The sequence below is a fragment of the Actinotalea fermentans genome (assembly GCF_007991475.1).
In the GTDB taxonomy this organism is placed as follows: Bacteria; Actinomycetota; Actinomycetes; order Actinomycetales; family Cellulomonadaceae; genus Actinotalea; species Actinotalea fermentans.
This window is the reverse complement of record NZ_BJYK01000014.1, coordinates 19952-39624: the sequence shown is the minus strand read 5'-3', so window position 1 is coordinate 39624 and position 19673 is coordinate 19952. Positions and strand designations below refer to the sequence as shown.

The window sequence follows — 19673 nt, the reverse complement described above, 5'->3', positions numbered from 1 at the left end:
CTCGCGGAGACGGTTCTTGACTGGGCCTGAGCATGAGCCTAGAGTACCCGAAACAAGCGAAAGCGCTTTCGAGAGTTTCGGAAAGGAGCATGGCGATGGTGCGCGCCCGCGAGGCAGTCCCGGTCGCACCGGTCGGCGGCCGGCTTGCGCCGATCGGCGTCGGTGCTGTTGAGATCACCGGTGGCTTCTGGGCCGAGCGTCGGGCTGTGAACAGTGCAAGCACGCTCGAGCACTGCACCTCGTGGCTTGAGGAACTGGGTTGGCTGGCGAATTTCGACCGCGCCGCGGCAGGGCAGCGCAGCGAGCGGTCGGGCCGGGAGTTCGCCGACTCGGAGACCTACAAGGTCATAGAGGCGTGCGCCTGGGATGTGGCTGGCGCGGCGGACCCGCAAGCCCGGGAGACGGCCGAGCGGCTCTACCAGTCGTTGGCCGCGCGCGTCGTCGCGGCGCAGCAGCCGGATGGGTACCTCAACACGCGGTTCGGGGGAGCAGGGCAGCCGGAGCGTTACTCCGACCTTGCGTGGGGGCACGAGCTGTACTGCGCTGGTCACCTGATCCAGGCGGCGGTCGCCCGGCTTCGGACGGCGGGCGAGGACGCGTTCGTGCGTGCCGCATATCGGGTCGCGGACCACGTCTGCAGCGTGTTCGGGCCTGGTGGTGCGGAGCAGGTCTGTGGTCACCCCGAGATCGAGACGGCGTTGGCCGAGCTCGCCCGAGCAACGGGCGTCGACCGATACCGCCAGACGGCGGCGGCGTTCGTCGAGCGGCGCGGGCGCGGCCTGCTGCCCCCTTCGTTGTTCGGGTCTGCGTACTTCCAGGACGACGTGCCGGTCAGGGAAGCGACCGTACTCAGGGGTCACGCCGTACGAGCGCTGTACCTGTCTGCGGCGGCGGTGGACGTCGCCGTCGATACGGGGGACGACGACCTCCTCGCGGCCGTCGTGCGCCAGTGGGACGCCACCCTGGCTCGACGGACCTACCTGACCGGCGGGATGGGCTCCCGCCTCATGGACGAGTCCTTCGGCGACGACTACGAGCTCCCTTCGGACGGCGCCTACGCCGAGACCTGTGCAGGCATCGCGTCGATCATGCTCGCGTGGAGGCTGCTCCTCGCTACCGGCGAAGAGAGGTTCGCCGACGCGATGGAACGCGCCATGTACAACATCGTGGCCGCGAGCGTCGGTCGGGACGGTCGTTCGTTCTTCTACGCGAACACCCTCCACCGCCGGGTCGCGGTCGACGATGTCGACCCGAGCACCCCGCATCCGCGTTCCGTGTCCGGGCTGCGAGCACCGTGGTTCGACGTGTCCTGCTGCCCGACCAACTCAGCCCGGTTCCTGGCCAGTCTGCCCGGCTACGTCGCCACCGCCGATGGCGACGGGGTCCAGATTCACCAGTACGCGACGTCGCGGGTTCGGACGGTGGTCCGCGGGATGAACGTCGACCTGGACGTCGAGACGGACTACCCCGTGAGCGGGCGTGTTGCCGTCACAATCCGAACGGACGCCGCCGAGCCATGGTCTCTGAGCCTGCGCGTGCCGGAGTGGGCCGACGGAGGTGCACGGCTCGACGGCGTGCCGGTCGTCGGGCCCGTCGCACGTGTCACCCGTGCCTTCTCTTCGGGCGACACGGTGGTTCTGGACCTTCCTGTCGTACCCAGGCTGGTGCACCCGGACCATCGGATCGACGCCGTCCGCGGCACGGTCGCGGCGATGCGTGGACCGCTCGTCGAGTGCCTGGAGTCCATCGATCTCCCGCCCGGTGCACGCCTCGAGGACGTTGTCGTGTTGCCCGAGCCGCCGCGATTGGAAGCCGGCAGGGTCGTCCTCCGCGGCGTGACCGTGGAGGCCTCGCAGCAGCTTCCCTACCGGAGAGAACCAGACCGGTCTTCCCGGTCATCGGAGCCGTTCGACGTGGTGCTCGTGCCGTACCTCGAGCACGCCGAGCGAGGGCCGAGCGCCATGCGCGTCTGGCTGCCTCTAGCAACGCCGGACCCGGAGGCGACGGCATGACAAACGCAGCACCGCAGGGGACCTGCGTCGGGCAAGGTGCCGCGACGCGCACACTGAGGGCGAGGAGGCCCACGATGCACAGGATCATGCGCCGACGCGGCGCGCTCGCGGTTGCCACGGCGGCATCCGTGGCGGCCCTGGCCGCTTGCAGCGGCGGCGGTAGCGGCGAGGTAGAGGACTCCGCGACGCCGGCCGCCGAGGAAACGACCGAGATCACCGTCGGGTACGCCGCCGGCTCCCTGGACGCGTACCTGGAAGCGATGTTCGACCGCGTCGAGTCGGAGCTCGGCGTCACCGTCACGCCCGTCGTCTACCCCACCTACGACGACCAGCTGAACCAGCTGCCCAACCAGTTCGCTGCACAGACCGCGCCCGACATCATCCTGTGGGACAACGCAGCCCCCGTCGCCCAGTACGCGACCGAAGGTGTGATCCAGCCCATCGACGGCCTCGTCGCCGACGCGGGGGTCGACCTCGGCGCTTACCCCCAGGCCCTGGTGGACGGGTGGACGATCGACGGCGGCCTCTACGCCGTCCCGTCATACCTGCAGAACTCGGCAATGATCTTCAACCTGGACGTCCTCAGCGCGGCAGGTGTGGCGGACGTTCCGACGTCTGTCGAGGAGCTCGGACGAGTCGCCCAGCAGGTGAAGGACGAGACCGGCAACGCCGGCATCGTGGTCCTTGAGAACCTTTTCCATCTCACGCAGTACGTGTTGGCGTTCGGCGGAGGCTGGGACTACGGGCGGACGATCGACTCGGCGGAGAACGTCGAGGCACTCCAGTGGCTCGCGGACCTGTACGGCACCGGTGCGGCCGCCTCGGCGCAGCAGCTCGGCGCAACGTGGGACGGCGAGGCGATCGCGGCGGGCACGGCGGCGATGTCGGACGGCGGTCCGTGGTACGTCGGCTTCATGGCCGGCTCCGCTCCGGACGTGAAGTACGAGATGCTCCCGATCCCCGGCGCGGACGGCTCGGGAGTCGTCACGACCTACGGCGGCGGCTTCAGCATCAACGCTCAGGCGACCGATCCGCAGACGGCGATGGATGTCGTCAAGGTCCTCACGGACGCCACGGCCCAGGAGGCGATCGTGTCGATGGAGGTCGGCTTCGTGCCGGCGATGACGCAGTTCGCGGCGGACTACCGAGGCGCCACGCCGCAGTACGCCGCATTCACCGACGAGGTGCTCGGTTCCGGCCGCACGCTCGACTACCCGCTTCAGACGGCCGAGTTCGGGAACGCGCTCGTCTCGGGCTTCCAGGCCCTCGTCGCCAACCCGGGGAGCACCACGGCGGCAGAACTGCTCGCGGACCTCCAGGAGCAGTTCGGTCAGTGACCCGAGCCGCTGCGCGGCTCCGACCGTCGCGTCGGGCCCCCTCTTCTTCTCCTCCAATCGGGGGCCCGACGCGGCAGATCACAGAGAGATGACATGACGACGATGCTCGATCGGCGGCCTGGACCTTCGCCCAGTTCCGGGCAGAGCGCCAGCGCTCAGCTCACCGGGCGCTGGCGCGGCCGGTGGCGACGCACGACCACCCGCGAGGCGGGCGCCGCATGGGTCATGCTGACCCCGGCGATCGTTCTGCTCGCGTGGTGGTTCGTCACCCCCATCGTGCAGTCGGTGGTTCTGAGCTTCCAGCAGGTGAGCAAGTTCCGGTTCGACGAGCGAACCTTCGTCGGCCTGCAGAACTACTCCGAGCTCTTCGCCGACGACGCGTTCCGACGCTCGCTCGGGATCACAGCGACCTTCGTGCTCTTCGTGGTTCCCGCGCAGACGGTCCTGGCGATCCTCGTCGCCGCGACGCTCCAGGGCGTCGCGCGCGGCCGGACCCTCTTCCGCACGGTCTTCTTCGTCCCCTACATGACCTCGACCGTCGCGATCACGACGATCTTCATGCAGCTGTTCGTGAAGGGCGGCCCCGTGTCGTCCACCCTCGCCAGGTTCGGGACGCCGGACGTCACCTGGTACGCGGATACGGGGATGGCCCTCATCTTCCTGGTCATCGTGTACGTCTACATGTTCGTCGGCCTCTACATCGTGATCTTCGTCGGCGGGATGGAGAGCATCCCGGCGAGCCTCTACGAGGCGGCGACGATGGACGGCGCGGGGGTCGTGCGGCGCTTCTGGCACGTCACACTGCCCGGGCTGCGGCCCTATGCGGTCTTCGTCGTGGTCGCGGGCGTCATCCAGGCGATCCAGGTGTTCGACCAGGCGTACGTGATCTCTGGGGGGACGGTGCTCGGCAGTCCGGCGGGTGCGACGTCGACGATCGTCGTCTTCATCTACCAGCAGGCGTTCCGGCTGAACGCGATCGGCTACGGAAGCGCTGCGACGGTGGTGCTGCTGGCCACCGTGATCATCGCCGGCGTGATCAGCCGTCGCATCGCTCCGAAGGAGGCATGATGGCCGCCACCGCCACGCGAGTCCCGCCGCCGTCGGTCGTTCGTGGGGGCCGCAGCAGCGCTCGGCGGGTCGCTCGCATGGCCCAGCTCCTGGTGCTCTCGGTCTTCGGCCTCGTGATGGTCGCCCCCCTCGCCTTCGCGCTCTACGTGTCGATGCTCGACCGAGCGGACTACCTCTCGTTGGTACCGCCGAGCCGACTGACGCTCGACAACTACCGCTTCGTCTGGGAGAACGCGCCCGTCGGGCGCTGGTACCTGAACACCATCCTGGTCACGGCGCTCGTCGTCGGCGGTGCCGTCGTGGTCAACACCCTCGCGGGATACGCGCTCGCCCGGTTCCGTTTCCGTGGACGGCAGCTCGTCTTCCTGGCCGTCGTGGCGATCCTCATGGTGCCGCTCCAGGCGTACCTCATCCCCCTCTACCTCCAGGTGGTCGACCTGGGCTGGCTCAACACGATCCTCGCCCTGACCGTCCCCTTCATCGTGAACCCGCTGCTGATCTTCCTCATGCGGCAGTCGTTCTCGACCTTGCCCAAGGAGCTCGACGAGGCCGCGGCTGTGGACGGTGCGGGACGCTTCTACACGTTCTTGCGGATCGGTGTTCCCCTGACGCTCACGGGCGTGGCGACCCAGGCCATCCTGGCCGGGACGTGGACGTGGAACTCGTTCATGATCCCGGTGACCATGACGACGGAACCTGAGAAGTTTGTGCTCACCGTCGGGCTGAACAGCCTCCAGGCCCAGAACTACGTGCTCCCGACCGTCCAGATGGCCGGCGTGGTCCTGCTCACGATCCCCGTCGTCCTCATGTTCGTCGTCTTCCAGCGCTTCATCGTCCCCAGCTTGGCCTCGACCGGGATCAAGGGGTGACCACCCGGTTCGAAGCCGTCCGCTCTGCGGACGGGTGGGGCGTGCGGCTGGCGGCCGACGGATGGCGACTCGTCCAGGACCGACCCGTGGCCGTGCTGGTGCCCGGCGGACCGGCGACCGGGACGGCCGTCGCCTATGCGCAATGGACCGCCGACGGCGGGGGAGGTCGAGGCTGCGCCCGCGTCCCGCTGGGGGACGACGCCTGGGCGGACGTGACGGACACTTGGTCGCTCGTCGGCGACGGCGTCCGCGTCGCCCGCGAGCTGGTGGTCTGCGGGACCTCGCGTGGCGCTTTCGGGTCGCGCCTCTCCCTGCGCCGGGACGACGTTCGTGCCGGGTGGGCGGACGTCGCCGTCTTTGTTCCGGGCGTCGCCTACGGCGACGCGACCCAGGTCGCGGAAGGGGCGCTCGGTGGGCTGCCGGCGCGGCATGCGGGCGTGCGGGCGGTCCTCGTGCGGGAGGACCGGGCGGCAGCCCCGCTCTTCGTCGCACGCTACCCGGATGGCGGCTTCGTGGCGTTACTGCACGAGGACGTCCGCGGCGGCACGACCGCTGCCGACTGCCTTGTGCCTGACGGTGGCGAGACGCTGGTGGACGAGCGCTTCGACTTCGCCTCGCTCGGTGGTGTCGTGACCACGGACGAGACCGTCGAGCTCGGCCTGTGGTTCCCGGCCACGGAGGGTGAGTACACATACTCCAGCGGCGGCCTGCCGCTGGGTCAGCCGCGAGCCTGGCGTGCCCGCTTCCAGCCGGTGCGCGACGGCCTGCGGCAGCGCTACACGATGGTGGTACGCACCGGTTCGACCGCGGTGGGGAGTGGCGTCGCGGCGCTTGCCGGGCTGGCGTCGACGACGTGGCGGTGGGCCTGGGACGAGCTGCGCCCGGCGGTCCCGTCGGTGGACATCGGGCGCGTCGCCGGCGCCGTTCTCGACGTCTTGGCCGAACGCGTCGTCACGGTGGCCGACCGGACCGGCGTCGCGCTCGAGGCCGACGCGGTGGAACGGCACGACCACGGGTGCGCCACCGTCTCGGTCATGGGCTTCGTCGGTGCGGCCACGGACGCCGGCTACCTCCTGCTGCGTGCCGGGGGACACCGTTCCGGCGACCGTGGAATGACCATGGCCCGCCAGGGAGCCGCGATCCTCGACACGTTCGCCGCGATGCCGATGGATCCGCCGGCGGGCGAGGGCTTCGACACGGTCACCGGCGGCTGGGCGACGTACCGGTCCGTGGCGGGCAGGCCCGCGGTCTACGCGCGATCCGTCGCCGAGGGGTGCCTCGCGACCCTCCGGGCGGAGGCACACGAGGAGGACGCAGGACGCAGTCGGCCGGTATGGCGGACGTGGTGGCAAGCGGGAGCCCGCTGGCTCGTGGCCAACCAGGATCCCGACGGCGGCCTCCCACGCGCCTGGGAGGCAGGGACGGGGGAGGTGCTGGATCCCTCGCGCTCGTCGGCGGCTGTCGTCGTGCCCTTCCTCGTGGCCGCGTCGAGGCGTGCCGATGAGCCCCGCTGGCTCGAGGCGGCCGTCGCGGCCGGGTCGCACGCCTGGGCCGAAGCGGACCGGACGGGATGCTTCGCCGGCGGGACGCTCGACAACCCCGACGTGGTCGACAAGGAGGCGGCCGTGCTCGCCCTGGAGGCGTTCTGCGACCTGCACCAGGCCGTCGGCGGAGAGCCGTGGCTCGAGCGGGCGCTCGTCGCGGCCCGCCTCGCCGAGACGTGGACGTACGTCTGGGACGTGCCGATGCCTGTGGACGCCGATCCGGCGGACCTGCACTGGAAGCCTGGCGTCCCTACCGTGGGCCACCAGCTGATCACTACGGGCGCGTCGATGACCGACGGGTTCCTGGCTGTGAACGCCGCAGCCTTCGCGCGGCTCTGGCGTCTGACCGGCGACGACCACTGGCTCGATGTGGCGCGTCTCGTGACGCACGGGACGACCTCGATGCTGGCGCTTCCCGGGCGTACCTTCGACCTGCGTGGCGTCGGCTGGCAGCAGGAGCACTGGTGCTTCGGCGGCCGTCGCGGATATGGGCTCAACCGGCGCTGGCTCACGTGGGTGCCGGTGGCCCACGCCCTCGGCGCCGCCCGGCTCGAGGACCTAGGCCCCTGGGCCGCCACGGTGACCGGCGGGGGAGGCCGATGAGCGCGCCAGGACACCCCCGCGCGTGCTGGGTGCGGCCTGACGGCCTCGTCGACGTCCTCGGTACCGGCGGCTCCTCGACGGCCGTCGCGCCCCACGGCCGGATCGACGGCTGGACGCTCATGGCTACCCTCGGTGACGCAGCCATCCTGGAGACCCTCGGCATCGACGAGGGGGCGATCCTCCTGGTCGGACCCGAGGGGACACGGCGCTGCTGGCCCACGTCGCTCGCCTGGACCGGCCGTGACCAGGGCAACCAGCCGTCCCACGAGGACGTCCTGCCCGGGACACCTGACGTCCTGCGTGCCCAGCTGTTGGCGGGGCCCGATGATCCCGACCCGGCAGCCATCGCCCGTGCTGTGGCTCCGATCAGACGCCTCGCGGACGGCGCCGGCGAGCGGCCGCACACCTTCGTCGGCTCGCCCGGGTGCGCCGACGTCGTGCCGGTCTACTACGACAGCCTGCGGGCCACGACCCGGGTGAACCCGGTGGTCGTGGCACCGGAGGCGCGCGCCGCCATCGAGGCGCAGGAGCTCGGCGAGGGCCTGGTGGGCGGTTGGCTCCCCGCGGTGCGGATCGTCTACCCCGTGGCGGACGGCTCCCGCTGGGAGCAGCTGCTCTTCGCCGCGCCGAACGCCTCGCGCGAACGGTCCCAGCCCGTCTGGTACCGCTTCTGCCACGTCGGCGCGGACGGTGCCCTCCTTGCGGTCCGGTACGTCGACACCTACCTGCCGTACCCGGTCGGCGAGGAACCTCCGGCCGAGACGTTCTACGCCGCCCTCGCCGAGCTGGACGACTTCTGGTCGGAGCGGCTGCCCGGAGGCGTCCAGGTCGACCTGCCCGAGCCCCGGCTCGCCGATTTCGTGCGGCACTCCTTCGCGCTGGAGATGATCACACGACAGGGCGACGCGCCGCGGTACGGCGTCGTCGACCGGATCTACGGCGCGCCGGAGCACGACGGCTTCCAGGACACCCTCACGAGCACTGCGGCCGCGTACCTCGCGTGGGGGAGGTCCGATGTGGCTGGCCGTTACTTGGACCAGTACCTGGCCGACGTCGTCCGCCCTGACGGGTCGCTGGACTACCGCGGGCCCGAGATCGGCCAGTACGGCCGGATGCTCACCGTCCTGGCAGACCACGCGACGCAGACCGGGGACTGGTCGCTGCTGCGGAGACATGGCGCCAAGGTGGACGCCATCGTCGGGATCCTCCTTGCCCGCCGTGCCGCCGGCCTGCGGCGTCCCGCCGAGGATCCCGCACATGGGCTGATCGCCGGCCGGCACGAGGCCGACATCAGTTTCGACACGCCCTCGTTGGGCACGCACGACTACGAGCAGCCGTACCTGTCCAACTCGGCCGAGGGGTGGAGAGGTCTGCGGGACCTCGGGCGCGCCTGGCAGCGCCTGGGCCGGGTGGACGGGGACGAAACGCGCGTCGTCGCGGGCCGTTCGCTGGTACGCGCGGCCGAGAGCCTGCGCACTGACCTCCTGCGGGCCGTCGAGGCGTCCTGGATCGAGCGGAGCGACGACCGAGTGCTGCCGATCGTCGCCGGGTCCACGCACGGCCACCTCGACGCGCCGTACCGCAGCAGGCCTGAGTCCTTCGACGACAACCGCGTGTGGCACGAGCTGTTCGGCTCCGGCGCGCTACCCGCCGACGTCGTCAGGGAGATCGTCGAGGGAGGCGCGCGGCGCGGGGACACCGCCTTCGGCATTTTCGGCAACCGCAAGCACGCCGTGGCGTTCACGGCGCACGGCGTTGCGTACGGTCTCCTGCAGCACGACCTTGTCCGTGAGTACCTGCTGCTTCTGCGCGCGCACCTTTTGCACATGCACACCCGAGGGACGTGGACCGCGGTCGAGTGCTCGGACCTGGACCGCGATCGCGGCGAGCACTGGCCGTACTGCGCCCCAGCTCAGATGACCATCCCACTGCTGCTGCGTTGGCTGCTCGTCTTCGAGGACCCGCTGGCGCCGCGGGTGTGGCTGGCGCGCGCGGTGCCGCGAGACTGGCTGCGGCGTGGGCAAACGGTGGCCGTGTCGGGCGTCCCGACGGCCTACGGTCCTGTGGGGTTCAGGATCGAGTCGACGCTCGGGGGGGGAATCATCACCGCGGAGGTCGACCGCCCGGCCGGCGCTACCTTCGTCCTCCGGCTACGCGCGCCACAGGGATGGACCCTCGACGAGGCGGAGGTGGACGGTCGAGACGTGCCCGTCGTGCGCGGTGCGGAGGACCTCGAGCTACCGCGGGGATCGGGCATTGTCAGAGTTGCTGTGCGTTACCGGGTGGAATGAGGGCTGCGAAGCCAGCCCCCCGTCTCGCAGCCTGCGCCCGGTAGGTAGCGCTCCGTGCGGATCGAAGCACGACCACGGCTCGACGACTACGCGCCCGCGATCGTCGAGCCCCGGACCACGACGTGGACCGGGACCGCTTCGATCCCCTGGGCAGGGCGCCCGTTGATGGCGTCGACCAGTCGCTGCGCGGCGATCCGACCGAGGGTCTTGAAGCTCATGTCGACGCTCGTCAACTGGGGTCGTGCGCCCGAGGTCATGATCTCCCAGTTGTCGAAACCCATGACGGCGACGTCCCGTGGGACGGCAGCGCCGCGCTCATGGAGTGCGTCCAGAGCGCCACGGGCGATCTGGTCGCTGCCGCACAGCAGAGCGTCCACGTCCGGCGCGTCGTCGAGGGTCGCGTGCGTCGCCGCCCTTCCCCACGCCTCCGTCCAGCTCCCGTACCGGACGGGTCCGACCTGCTCAAGCCCGGCGGCCGCGAGCGCGCTCGCGACGCCGAGCGCGCGGTCCTGCGCGGCGGTGTAGTGCACGTCGCCGGAGATGTGGGCGATCCGACGCCGACCGACGGAGACCAGATGTTCCACCGCGAGCGACCCGGCGCTGACGTTGTCCGGGACGATGCTGCAGTCCTCCGGGTCCTCGGAGGGCGCGTACGCGTACACGACGGGAACGGCGAGGTCGCGGCCGAGCGACGGCCGGGGGTCGGTCTTCGAGCCGACCACGATGAGGCCGTCCACCCGCCGGCCGAGGAGCGCCTTGAGGTGGTACTGCTCCCGGATGGCGTCCTCGCGCGCGTCACACAGGAACACGGACATCTGCCCGGCGCCGAAGGCGTCCTCCGCGCCCTGCGGGTGTCGCCGTTTGGCGGCGGTGTTCGGCTGGAGTCCGACGGCGACGTCGTCGCGACCTGCGACGCACCGGTGCGCGTCCTCGCGGAGGGCGATGCGCCGATAGCCATGGGCTACGCCACGACGACCGACGGGCCGGACGTTGTCGGCGAGGCTGAGGTCACCCGGGTCGGCGCTGTGGTCCGGGTCGTGGACGTCTGGGCGCTCGCGTCGGACGGCGTCACCCTTACGCGCCGGCTCACCGTCCAGCCACACGGACCTGCGTCGGGGGCGGTCCACGTCGGGCTCGACCTGGAGCTCCCGGGCGTGCGGCCGAGGTACTTCGCGCCCGGCATGGCCTACGCGCCCGGCCAGTGGGCCCGCGGGGGCTGCTTCACCTACGCGGACCATCGGCTGGCGTACCCCGTCGTCGCAGCCCACGTCGGTGAACGAGGGGCCGTCCTGTCCCTCGAGCGCCAGAGCCTCGCCACGTACGACGCCGCGCCCGAGCGGCGCCCCGGGCAGACGGTGTACCGGCAGCGGACCGATGTCGGATCGGTCGGCTTCAGGGCCGGCGACCGGGCGGCCCTCTGCGCCGCCTGGCCGTACGCGGAGGTCGACGAGTCGGCGATGCTGGACGCGCAGCGCAGCCCCGCGGTGGCGCTGCACCCGGTCGGGGACGGCCTCGACGTCGTCGTCCGGTACCGGCTCCGCCTGCTTCCGGCCGCGGACTACGTGTCCGCCGTCCGAGGCGTCTTCGGTGCCGTCGTCGCCGCCGTCGCTCCGGAGCCGAGCCCGCTGCCGGTCTCGCTCGAGGAGAGCATCGCGCTCCGCCTGGACTCCGCGGCGAAGACGTACACCCGCTTCGCCGACGGCTTTGCAGGGTTCGTCCTCAACGTCGACCCGGATCGCGGCTACGCCTCGCAGGCGAAGGCGTTCGGCGCGTCGTTCGCCGACCACCACATGGACGGGTCCCGCGAGATCCTCGAGTTCGGGTTCACCGGCCGACAGCTCAACATCGCGGCGATGCTCGCCAGGCGTTCACCCCGCCAGTGGCGCGACCGCGCCGCTGCGGTCGTCGACGGGTTCGTCGAGCGGATGACGACCCCGTCGGGCTGGGTGCACACCCTCTGGGACGCGGGCCGCGGGCGCCCACTCTTCGCCTGCGGTGATCCGAGCGGGACGGTGATGCACTACCTCGGCCGCTCCGACGCACCTGGCACCTACACGCGGATGATGTGCGAGGCCGGCTCGGACCTCCTGCTCAACGTCGACCTGCGGGCGCGGGACGACGTCGTCCGAGGGCGGTGGTGGGCGGCGGCCGTCCGACTCGCGGAGTTCCTCGTCAGGGTCCAGGAGCCCGACGGCGCCTGGTACCGGGCCTATGCGCCCGACGGCTCCCCCCTGACGGGTGACTGGTTGGGCGATGCAGGCAGCGGCGGCAAGAGCGCCACCGGCACCGTCGTCCCGTTCCTGCTCGATGTTGCAGCCCGGGCGGATGACGGGGCGCGATACATCGCCGCCGCCCGCCGCGCAGCTGGCTACATCCTCGCGGAGCAGACGGCGTCAGACGAGTACCGCGGCGGCACGCTCGACAACCCGAACGTGGTGGACAAGGAGGCCGCGTTCATCGCCATGCGGGCGCTGCTGGCCGTGCATCGTCACGACCCGGACCCCGCGCTCCTCGAGGGCGCGCGACGTGCCGCCGTCCTTGCCGTGACCTGGCACAGCATCTGGGAGGTGCCAGCGGTGCCCGGCACACGGCTGGCCACGGAGCGGGTCCGCTCCGTGGGCTGGGGAGGCATCAACCCGGTCTGGGGCGTCGGCGTCACCGACATCTACTCCCTCTTCTTCCTGGCGGACCTGCACGAACTCGCCGGCCTCGTCGGCGACCAGCTCTTCGCCGAGGTCGCCCGGCTGTCCGCGCACTCGTCCCTGCAGATCCTCGCCGTGCCGCACGACCGGCACGGGCTGGCGGACGCCGGGATGCAGCCCGAAGGCATCTCCTTCTGTCCCCAGGGCGTCGACGACGGCCTCATCGCCAAGGGCGACACCTGGGGCGGCCTGGCCTGGCCCTACACCGCAGGAACATTCGCGCTCGAGCGCTATCTCGAGGCGTGCGCGCGCGATCGGAAGTCCCCCGAGCACGACCGAGCGAGACCAACGGAGGTTTGGCAATGAAGAGAACGACCCTGGCGATCGCGGCGTCCGCCGCCGTGACCCTGCTCCTCGCCGCTTGCGGGAGTGCTGTCCCCGACGAAGATGGCGGTGACGACGGCACGACCGCACCGGGCGAAGAGGTGCGCATCGAGGTCATGTCGAACTTCACGTCCGACATCGCCCGCGGCGAGGTCCTCGACGAGCTCATCGCGGAGTTCAACGCCGCGAACGAGGGCACGTACGAGGTGGTCTCCACGACAGAGGCGGACTGGCCGACGCTCCAGCAGCGGATCCGCGCCATGATCACCGCCGGCACGACGCCGGACCTCTTCCTGTACAACTTCAACCCCACCGACCTCAGCCGCGAGCAGTCCGGTGCGCTCATGGACTGGAGCCAGTACCTCGCCGAGGACCCTGAGTGGGCGGCCCGGTTCGCCGACGTCAACATCGACGCGCTCACCATGGACGGGCAGGTCGTCGGGATTCCCGGCGACCAGTCACCCGCGCTCGTGTACTACCACGAGGATCTCCTCGAGCAGGCGGGATTCAGCGAGTTCCCGCAGACCTGGGACGAGGTCGTCGCCCTGGGCGAGGCGCTCGCCCCCGAGGGCATCGGTGCGATGGCCATGATGACGGCCGACGACGCATGGCACACCATGAACGTCTTCAGCTACCTCGCCACGTCGGCGGGCGGCGAGGACGCGTACGCGCCGGGCACCAGCCTGAACAACGACGCCGTGGTCACGGCGGCGGACTACACCGAGCGCCTGCTCGAGGTGTCCACGCCGGATGCCGTCGGCGCCAACTACTCGGTGAGCTCCGCCAACTTCCTCGGCAAGCGCGCGGCCGCGATCATCGACGGCCCATGGCTCATCAGCTCGATCCAGTCCGAGGTCGAGGACCCGTGCTCGGTGAAGGTCAGCCCGGCACCGGTCCTGGCGGACTCGGCCATCCCCGCCGGCTACACGATCACCGACTCGCTCAACGTCTGGGGCGCTGCCAAGCAGGACGACCCGGCCCGGGAAGCGGCCGTCGTCGCCTGGATGAAGTTCTTCACCTCGAACGAGAGCGCGGTGCGCATGGCCGTCGACGGTGAGTACGCGCTCGCCGTCCAGACCGAGCTGACCGACGAGGACGCCGAGCGGGCCTCTTGCCAGATGGCCCAGGTCCTGGAGATCACGAATGCGGCGCCCACCGCCGTCGTTCAGATGGGCCGGGGAATCACCGCGAGTGCGCAGGAAGCCCTGCCGTCGCTGCTCGAGGGACTCGCGCTGGGCCAGCGCACCCCCGAGGACTTCGCCGCGGCGCTCGACGAGGCGAACGCCAACTGACGTCCGCGTGCGGCGGCCGACGAGCGACGCTCCGCCGGCCGCCGCACGCCACCGAACGGAGCACCATGGCATCGCGCCGCAACATCGCTCTCTACCTCGTGCCAGCCGTGGCGCTGGTGACCGTCTTCCTCGTCCTACCTCTTGTGGTCGTGGCGATCCTCAGTACGACGCGCTGGGTCGGCGTCGGTACGCCGGAGCCCGTGGGGTTCGACAACTTCAGCCACCTGCTGACCGACCCGGCCTTCCGTCGGGCGCTCGCGAACACCGTGTTGTGGGTGGTCGTCGGAACGGTCGTCCATACCCCGCTGTGCGTGCTCGTCGCCCTCGTCGTGGCGCGGCGGCCGCGCGGCTGGCGGTTCTTCCGCACGGCGTTCTTCGTGCCCAACGTCATCTCCGCCACGGCCTTGGCGCTGCTCTGGTACTTCGTCTTCCACGTGAGCCTGGGGCCGCTCAACACTCTGCTCAGAGCGGCCGGGCTGGACGACTGGGCGCGCGCCTGGCTGTCGGACCCGAGCACGGCACTGGGCGCGACCATGACGCCGTGGGTGGTCTACGTCGGCTTCGGCATGGTGCTGTTCCTGACCCAGATCTCGACCATCCCGCGGGAGTACTACGAGGCCGCCCAGCTCGACGGGGCATCCGGGCTCCGGCAGGACCTGCACATCACGATCCCGCTGATCCGTCGGGCGATCGCACTCCAAGTGCTGTTCGTCGTCGGCTACGCGCTCCGGAGCTTCGAGTACCCGTTCATCATGACGAGCGGCGGTCCCGCGGACTCGACCATGACGCTCTCGCTCTACATCTACCGCCAGATGATGACGGCCAACCAGTACGGGCTCTCCATGGCGGCCGGCGTCGTGACGCTCGTGGTCGGGATCGTCCTCACGGCCCTGATCTTCCTCGGCCTGAGAAGGGCGGAACGCTGATGCTCGGAAAGATCGCCCGATGGAGCGTGCTGGTCGTCTTCACGCTCATCACGCTCGCGCCGCTGCTGTGGCTCGTGCTGTCGTCCTTCAAGACGGACGCTGAGCTCTTCGGCAACCCGTTCGGGTTGCCCGCATCCTGGTCCTTCGTCAACTACCAGGACGCGCTCGACGCGCACCCGCTGCTTCTGTTCCTGCGCAACAGCTTCGTGGTGGCGTTGCTCTCGAGCGTCCTGATCATCGTGGCCGGCCTGCTCGCCTCGTACGCGTTGATGCACCAGTTCCGGCTGAGCAGGTTCACCTTCGGCTTCCTGCTGTTCGGGATCCTCCTGCCCGTGAACGCCCTGATGACGCCGATCTTCTTCCTCGTCAACATGATGGGCCTTTACAACAACGTGCTGGGGGTCGCACTCGTCTACGCGGGGCTCTTCTTCCCGCTGGGGTTCCTGGTCATCAAGAGCTACATGGACACCACTCCCATGGAGATCCTCGAGGCAGCGCGGGTCGACGGAGCGTCCTTCCACCGGATCTTCCGGAGCATCGTCGCGCCGCTCAGCGCGCCCGGCGCCGTCACCGCGGGGATCTTCCTCATGATCACGGCGTGGAACGAGCTGCTCTTCGCGTCGATCCTCACGCAGGACGCCTCCGCCCAGACGGTCCAGGTCGGAGTGCGCTACTTCCTCACCGCGTACTCGGCCAACTACCCCGTGGCCTTCGCCGCGACAGTGATGGCGATCGCGCCGACCGTCGTCATCTACATGGTGCTCAGCGAGCGCATCGTCGACGCGATGACCGCCGGAAGCCTCAAGTAGCGCCGTGGCATCGCCCTCTCACCGCCTAGGAGCACGTGTGCACCCCAACCCGTCGTCCGTCGAAGGCGGAGACCCCGCCGACCCGGCAACCGTGACCGGCACGGACAGCGGCCTTCCGTTCGCCCCGTCGCGGGGCCGTCTGCGGCCGCTCGGCCTCGCCGACGTCGTGATCACGGGCGGCTTCTGGGCGGAGCTCCAGCAGCTGAACTCGACGGCGATGATCGCCCACGCTCAGTCCTGGATGGAGCGGTTGGGCTGGATCGGCAACTTCGACGCCGCCGTCGAGGGCCGCCTGCCGCGGGATCGGCGGGGGCGTGAGTTCTCGGACTCGGAGATCTACAAGCTCCTCGAGGCGATGGCGTGGGAGGTGGGGCGCACCGGCGACCGGGACATGGATGCGCGGTTCCGCATCCTCGCAGCGAGGGTGGCGCGTGCCCAGGAACCCGACGGGTACCTCAACACGATGTTCGGACGGCCGGGACAACAGCCCCGGTACAGCGACCTGGAGTGGGGCCACGAGCTGTACTGCTTCGGGCACCTGATCCAGGCTGGTGTCGCCCGTGCTCGTACGGCTGGGACGCAGGATCCGTTGGTGGACGTCGCGAGGCGCGCGGCGGACCACGTGTGCGAGGTCTTCGGTCCAGAAGGCAACCCAGGCCTGTGCGGGCATCCCGAGATCGAGACCGCGCTCGTCGAGCTCTTCCGCGCGACAGGGGAGCGGCGGTACCTGGACCAGGCGCGGTTGTTCCTCGAGCGGCGTGGCCATGGCGTGCTGGGCGAGATCGAGCTCGGGCAGCAGTACTTCCAGGAGGACGTGCCCATCCGCGAGGCGACGATCCTCGACGGGCACGCGGTCCGCGCGCTGTACCTGGCAGTTGGCGCCGTCGACCTCGCCGTCGAGGACGACGACCGGACCCTCCTCGCCGCGGTCCGAGCGCAGACTCTCGCCACGCTCGCACGCCGCACCTACCTGACCGGCGGCATGGGTGCACACCACGAAGGCGAGTCGTTCGGACAGGATTTCGAGCTTCCGCCGGACCGCGCGTACTCGGAGACCTGTGCCGGCGTCGGCTCCGTGATGCTCAACTACCGCCTGCTCCTCGCTACGGGCGAGGCCCGCCACGCCGACGCCGTCGAGCGCACCCTCTACAACGTCGTCGCCACTTCTCCGGCGCAGGACGGCAGAGCCTTCTTCTACACCAACACACTCCACCAGAGGACACCCGGACGGGTCCCGGCCGAGGACGAGGTCAGCCCGCGTGCCGCATCCTCGTTGCGCGCGCCCTGGTTCGCCGTGTCGTGCTGTCCGAACAACGTCACGCGCCTTGTCGCATCGCTCGGCGCATACATCGCCAGTGCGGACGACCAAGGGGTTCAGATCCATCAGTTCGCGGGTTCGACGATACGAGCGACAGTGCCGGATGGTGTCGTCGCCCTCAAGGTCGACACGACGTACCCGGCCGATGGGCGTGTACACGTGCGGGTGCTCGAGACGCCGTCAACGCCGTGGGCACTCAGCCTGCGCGTCCCTGCATGGGCCGAGGGTGCGACCGTCCGAACTGGTGACGGCTCGGCGGTTGCCGTCGGCGCGGGGTACGCGGTCGTGCGCCGCGTCTTCGCGGTCGGCGACGAGGTGGAGCTCGACCTGCCGATGGCACCGCGCTGGACGTGGGCCGACCCTCGCATCGACGCTGTTCGCGGCCAGGTCGCCGTGGAACGGGGGCCACTGGTCATGTGCCTTGAGTCGGTCGACCTCGGGGCCGACGTCGCGGGCGTGCGTGTGTGCACAGACGAGCCGCCGGCAGAACGAGGTGGACGGGTCCTCGTCCGTGCCAGCCTTGTGGATGCAGCGGCCGATGTGGACGAGGCATGGCCATACGGGCCTGGGCCCGGACGCAGCACCCGCGATCCTGAAGTCGGCGGGCAGGTCGGTCTCGTGCCATACCACTCGTGGGCCAACCGAGGCCCGTCCACGATGCGCGTCTGGCTGCCGGTTGACGACGCCCATGGGCTCGCCCCTCACTAGCGGATGCGCTCCTCCGCTTCCGAGGAGACGGGCGCTCCCGCTGGCGTCACCTGACGCCGGCGACTCCAAGTGTCGGCGAGGTCGGCGAGCTGTTGGGCGGACCGCGTGGAAGGCGGCGAGGCGCGCTGATCGGCGTCGTCGAGGGTGTGCAGGTACTTCTGGGTTGTCTGGATCTGGGCGTGGCCCATGCGTGCCATGACGGATCGCAGGTCGGCGCCGCCGGCGAGGAGCCAAGAGGCGTGGGCGTGTCTCAGGTCGTGCATTCGGACGGGGAAGTCGATGCCGGAGCGTTTGACGGCGGGCTGGCCCCTGTGTCCGGGCCTTCGTCGTACGCGCAGCATCCCCCGGAGCACCCGGCTCGCTGCCGGTAGAGCACCGTGGCCCCGCCGACGGGGGCCTGGTCGGCGGCGCGGGGGTCGCTGACGCTGCCAAGCGGCCGTCGACCGTCGGCCGCAGCGTCCCTGAGGCAGCCCGCCGCGGCCACGCCGCTGGTGGTGAGGGCTGCAGTGGGTCCGCCGTCGTACGCTGACGGCGGCAGAGGTGACGAGCCGGGCGACCGGACATCGCGACGTGGCGAGCGCCACGACGGCGCAGAGAACTGAGGGGCGAGTGACGAGCGGACGACGGCCCTCCCTGAAGGATGTGGCCCGCGAGGCAGGGGTCTCGTACCAGACCGTCTCCCGCGTGATCAACAACGGCCCCCGTGTCTCGGTCGCGACACGGGACCGCGTGCTCGCCGTGATCGCAGAACTCGGCTATCGCCGGAACGACGCAGCGCGCGCCCTCGTGACGAGCAGGTCGCACGCCATCGGGGTCATCGCCGACGCGTCGCCGCGGTATGGCCCGGTGAGCACGCTGGCTGCGGTCGAGTCTGCCGCCCGGGACGCCGGCTACACGGCCCTCGTCGCCACGATGAGCAATCCTGATCTGCCGACGGTCGTCGGAACTCTCCGGAGCTTCATGGAACGCGGCGTCGAGGGCATCGTCGTCATCGCCCCGCGCGTGCCGATGGCGCACGTTGCTCAGGCGGTCTCCGCGACGATCCCCATTGTCATGCTCGCGCCCGGCGAGGTGAGTCAGCGGGGCATCACCGTCTTCGCGGAGGACCAGGAGCTCGGCGCCCGTCTCGCGACGCGCCACCTGGTGCACCTCGGCCATCGGGAGATCGCGCACCTCGCCGGGAGCCAGGAGTGGCTGGATGGTCAGGTCCGCCTCAGGGGTTGGCAGGCTGAGCTCGCGGCGCACAAGATCCCCGCGGTCGCGGTTCAGTACGGTGACTGGTCGGGTGACAGCGCGTACCGCATCGGTCAGAAGATGGTGGCCGACGGCCTACCGAGCTCGATCTTCGTGGCGTCCGATCTCATGGCGCTGGGCTTCATGCGCGCCCTCTACGAGAACGGCGTCTCCGTGCCCCGAGACATCTCGATCGTGGGCTTCGACGACAACGAGTTCGCCCCGCAGGTCCACCCCCCTCTGACGACAGTCAGACAGTCGTTCGCCACCGTCGGCGCCCGCTGCATGGAGATCCTCCTGGGGCTCATCGCTGGCGACGAGGTGGACACGACGCCGGCGATGCCGGAACTGGTCGTGCGCAAGTCCGCGAGTTCGCCGCGTCCTCACGCGTAAGTGGTCCCCGCGGGTGACGTGAGCGCCCCCGCCCACCAGGGTCGACTGCCGCGCGCACCTGGATCCCTTTCGCGCATCGCTGGGGACGCGTTACCGAATCGTTAGGCGAACGTTCGCCCTGCTCTGTTGACCGTGGCGAGGGCGAACGTTCACACTCCTTCTGTCGGGCGCCCCTCGGGGGCGGCGCGCGGCGCCTCCGAGGCCACCTGGCAACCGGGGGCAGTCAGAACCACGACCGCACACC

14 protein-coding genes are annotated in these 19673 nt (G+C 70.4%); 12 read left to right on the top strand and 2 right to left on the bottom strand.

Annotated features, from left to right (window positions below; translation table 11 throughout):
• Positions 1-32 precede the first annotated feature (32 nt).
• The 6 genes from AFE02nite_RS16845 to AFE02nite_RS16820 all read left to right on the top strand — a co-directional run bounded on the left by AFE02nite_RS16845 (position 33) and on the right by AFE02nite_RS16820 (position 9724).
• Positions 33-2012: a glycoside hydrolase family 127 protein gene (locus AFE02nite_RS16845; RefSeq protein WP_261765687.1), complete on the top strand. Its 1980-nt coding sequence runs from the start codon at positions 33-35 to the stop codon at positions 2010-2012.
• A gap of 74 nt (positions 2013-2086) precedes the next feature.
• The gene (locus AFE02nite_RS16840) at positions 2087-3349 is read left to right on the top strand and encodes an ABC transporter substrate-binding protein (protein ID WP_034243561.1); all 1263 of its coding nucleotides are present in this window, start codon (positions 2087-2089) and stop codon (positions 3347-3349) included.
• A gap of 225 nt (positions 3350-3574) precedes the next feature.
• A complete protein-coding gene (locus AFE02nite_RS16835) occupies positions 3575-4417 on the top strand; it encodes a carbohydrate ABC transporter permease (RefSeq protein WP_052113396.1) in 843 nt (280 codons plus the stop codon).
• Between the two features lie 77 nt (positions 4418-4494).
• Complete coding sequence (locus AFE02nite_RS16830; protein WP_034243564.1) at positions 4495-5286, top strand: carbohydrate ABC transporter permease; 792 nt, start codon at positions 4495-4497, stop codon at positions 5284-5286.
• Entirely contained in the window at positions 5283-7433 is a 2151-nt protein-coding gene (locus AFE02nite_RS16825) for a hypothetical protein (RefSeq protein WP_034243567.1), read from the top strand. Before AFE02nite_RS16830 ends, AFE02nite_RS16825 begins: the two co-directional genes overlap by 4 nt.
• A complete protein-coding gene (locus tag AFE02nite_RS16820; protein ID WP_146820087.1) occupies positions 7430-9724 on the top strand; it encodes a hypothetical protein in 2295 nt (764 codons plus the stop codon). Before AFE02nite_RS16825 ends, AFE02nite_RS16820 begins: the two co-directional genes overlap by 4 nt.
• An 86-nt stretch (positions 9725-9810) precedes the next feature.
• Here the strand turns inward: AFE02nite_RS16820 and AFE02nite_RS16815 are convergent, their stop codons facing one another.
• A complete protein-coding gene (locus AFE02nite_RS16815; protein WP_261765688.1) occupies positions 9811-10668 on the bottom strand; it encodes a substrate-binding domain-containing protein in 858 nt (285 codons plus the stop codon).
• A gap of 12 nt (positions 10669-10680) precedes the next feature.
• Here AFE02nite_RS16815 and AFE02nite_RS16810 point away from each other — a divergent pair, with 12 nt between their 5' ends.
• From AFE02nite_RS16810 to AFE02nite_RS16790, 5 genes are all read left to right on the top strand, one after another.
• Positions 10681-12732, top strand: a complete 2052-nt coding sequence (locus AFE02nite_RS16810; protein WP_034243571.1) for a hypothetical protein — start codon at positions 10681-10683, stop codon at positions 12730-12732.
• Positions 12729-14042, top strand: a complete 1314-nt coding sequence (locus tag AFE02nite_RS16805) for an ABC transporter substrate-binding protein (protein WP_034243573.1) — start codon at positions 12729-12731, stop codon at positions 14040-14042. Before AFE02nite_RS16810 ends, AFE02nite_RS16805 begins: the two co-directional genes overlap by 4 nt.
• Before the next feature lie 65 nt (positions 14043-14107).
• Entirely contained in the window at positions 14108-14968 is an 861-nt protein-coding gene (locus tag AFE02nite_RS16800; RefSeq protein WP_034243575.1) for a carbohydrate ABC transporter permease, read from the top strand.
• Positions 14968-15777 (top strand): carbohydrate ABC transporter permease, encoded by an 810-nt coding sequence (locus AFE02nite_RS16795; protein WP_034243577.1) that lies wholly within the window; start codon positions 14968-14970, stop codon positions 15775-15777. The genes AFE02nite_RS16800 and AFE02nite_RS16795 overlap by 1 nt, the downstream gene beginning before the upstream one ends.
• Before the next feature lie 91 nt (positions 15778-15868).
• A complete protein-coding gene (locus AFE02nite_RS16790; RefSeq protein WP_034243580.1) occupies positions 15869-17803 on the top strand; it encodes a glycoside hydrolase family 127 protein in 1935 nt (644 codons plus the stop codon).
• Here the strand turns inward: AFE02nite_RS16790 and AFE02nite_RS18025 are convergent.
• Positions 17800-18144 carry a tyrosine-type recombinase/integrase gene (locus AFE02nite_RS18025; protein WP_222594431.1) on the bottom strand — a complete coding sequence of 115 codons (345 nt, stop codon included), beginning with the start codon at positions 18142-18144 and terminating at the stop codon, positions 17800-17802. The two genes, AFE02nite_RS16790 and AFE02nite_RS18025, sit on opposite strands and share 4 nt — an antisense overlap.
• Positions 18145-18373: 229 nt before the next feature.
• On the opposite strand from AFE02nite_RS18025, the gene AFE02nite_RS16780 reads away from it, so the two are divergent.
• Complete coding sequence (locus AFE02nite_RS16780) at positions 18374-19429, top strand: LacI family DNA-binding transcriptional regulator (RefSeq protein WP_052113398.1); 1056 nt, start codon at positions 18374-18376, stop codon at positions 19427-19429.
• Positions 19430-19673: the final 244 nt, after the last annotated feature.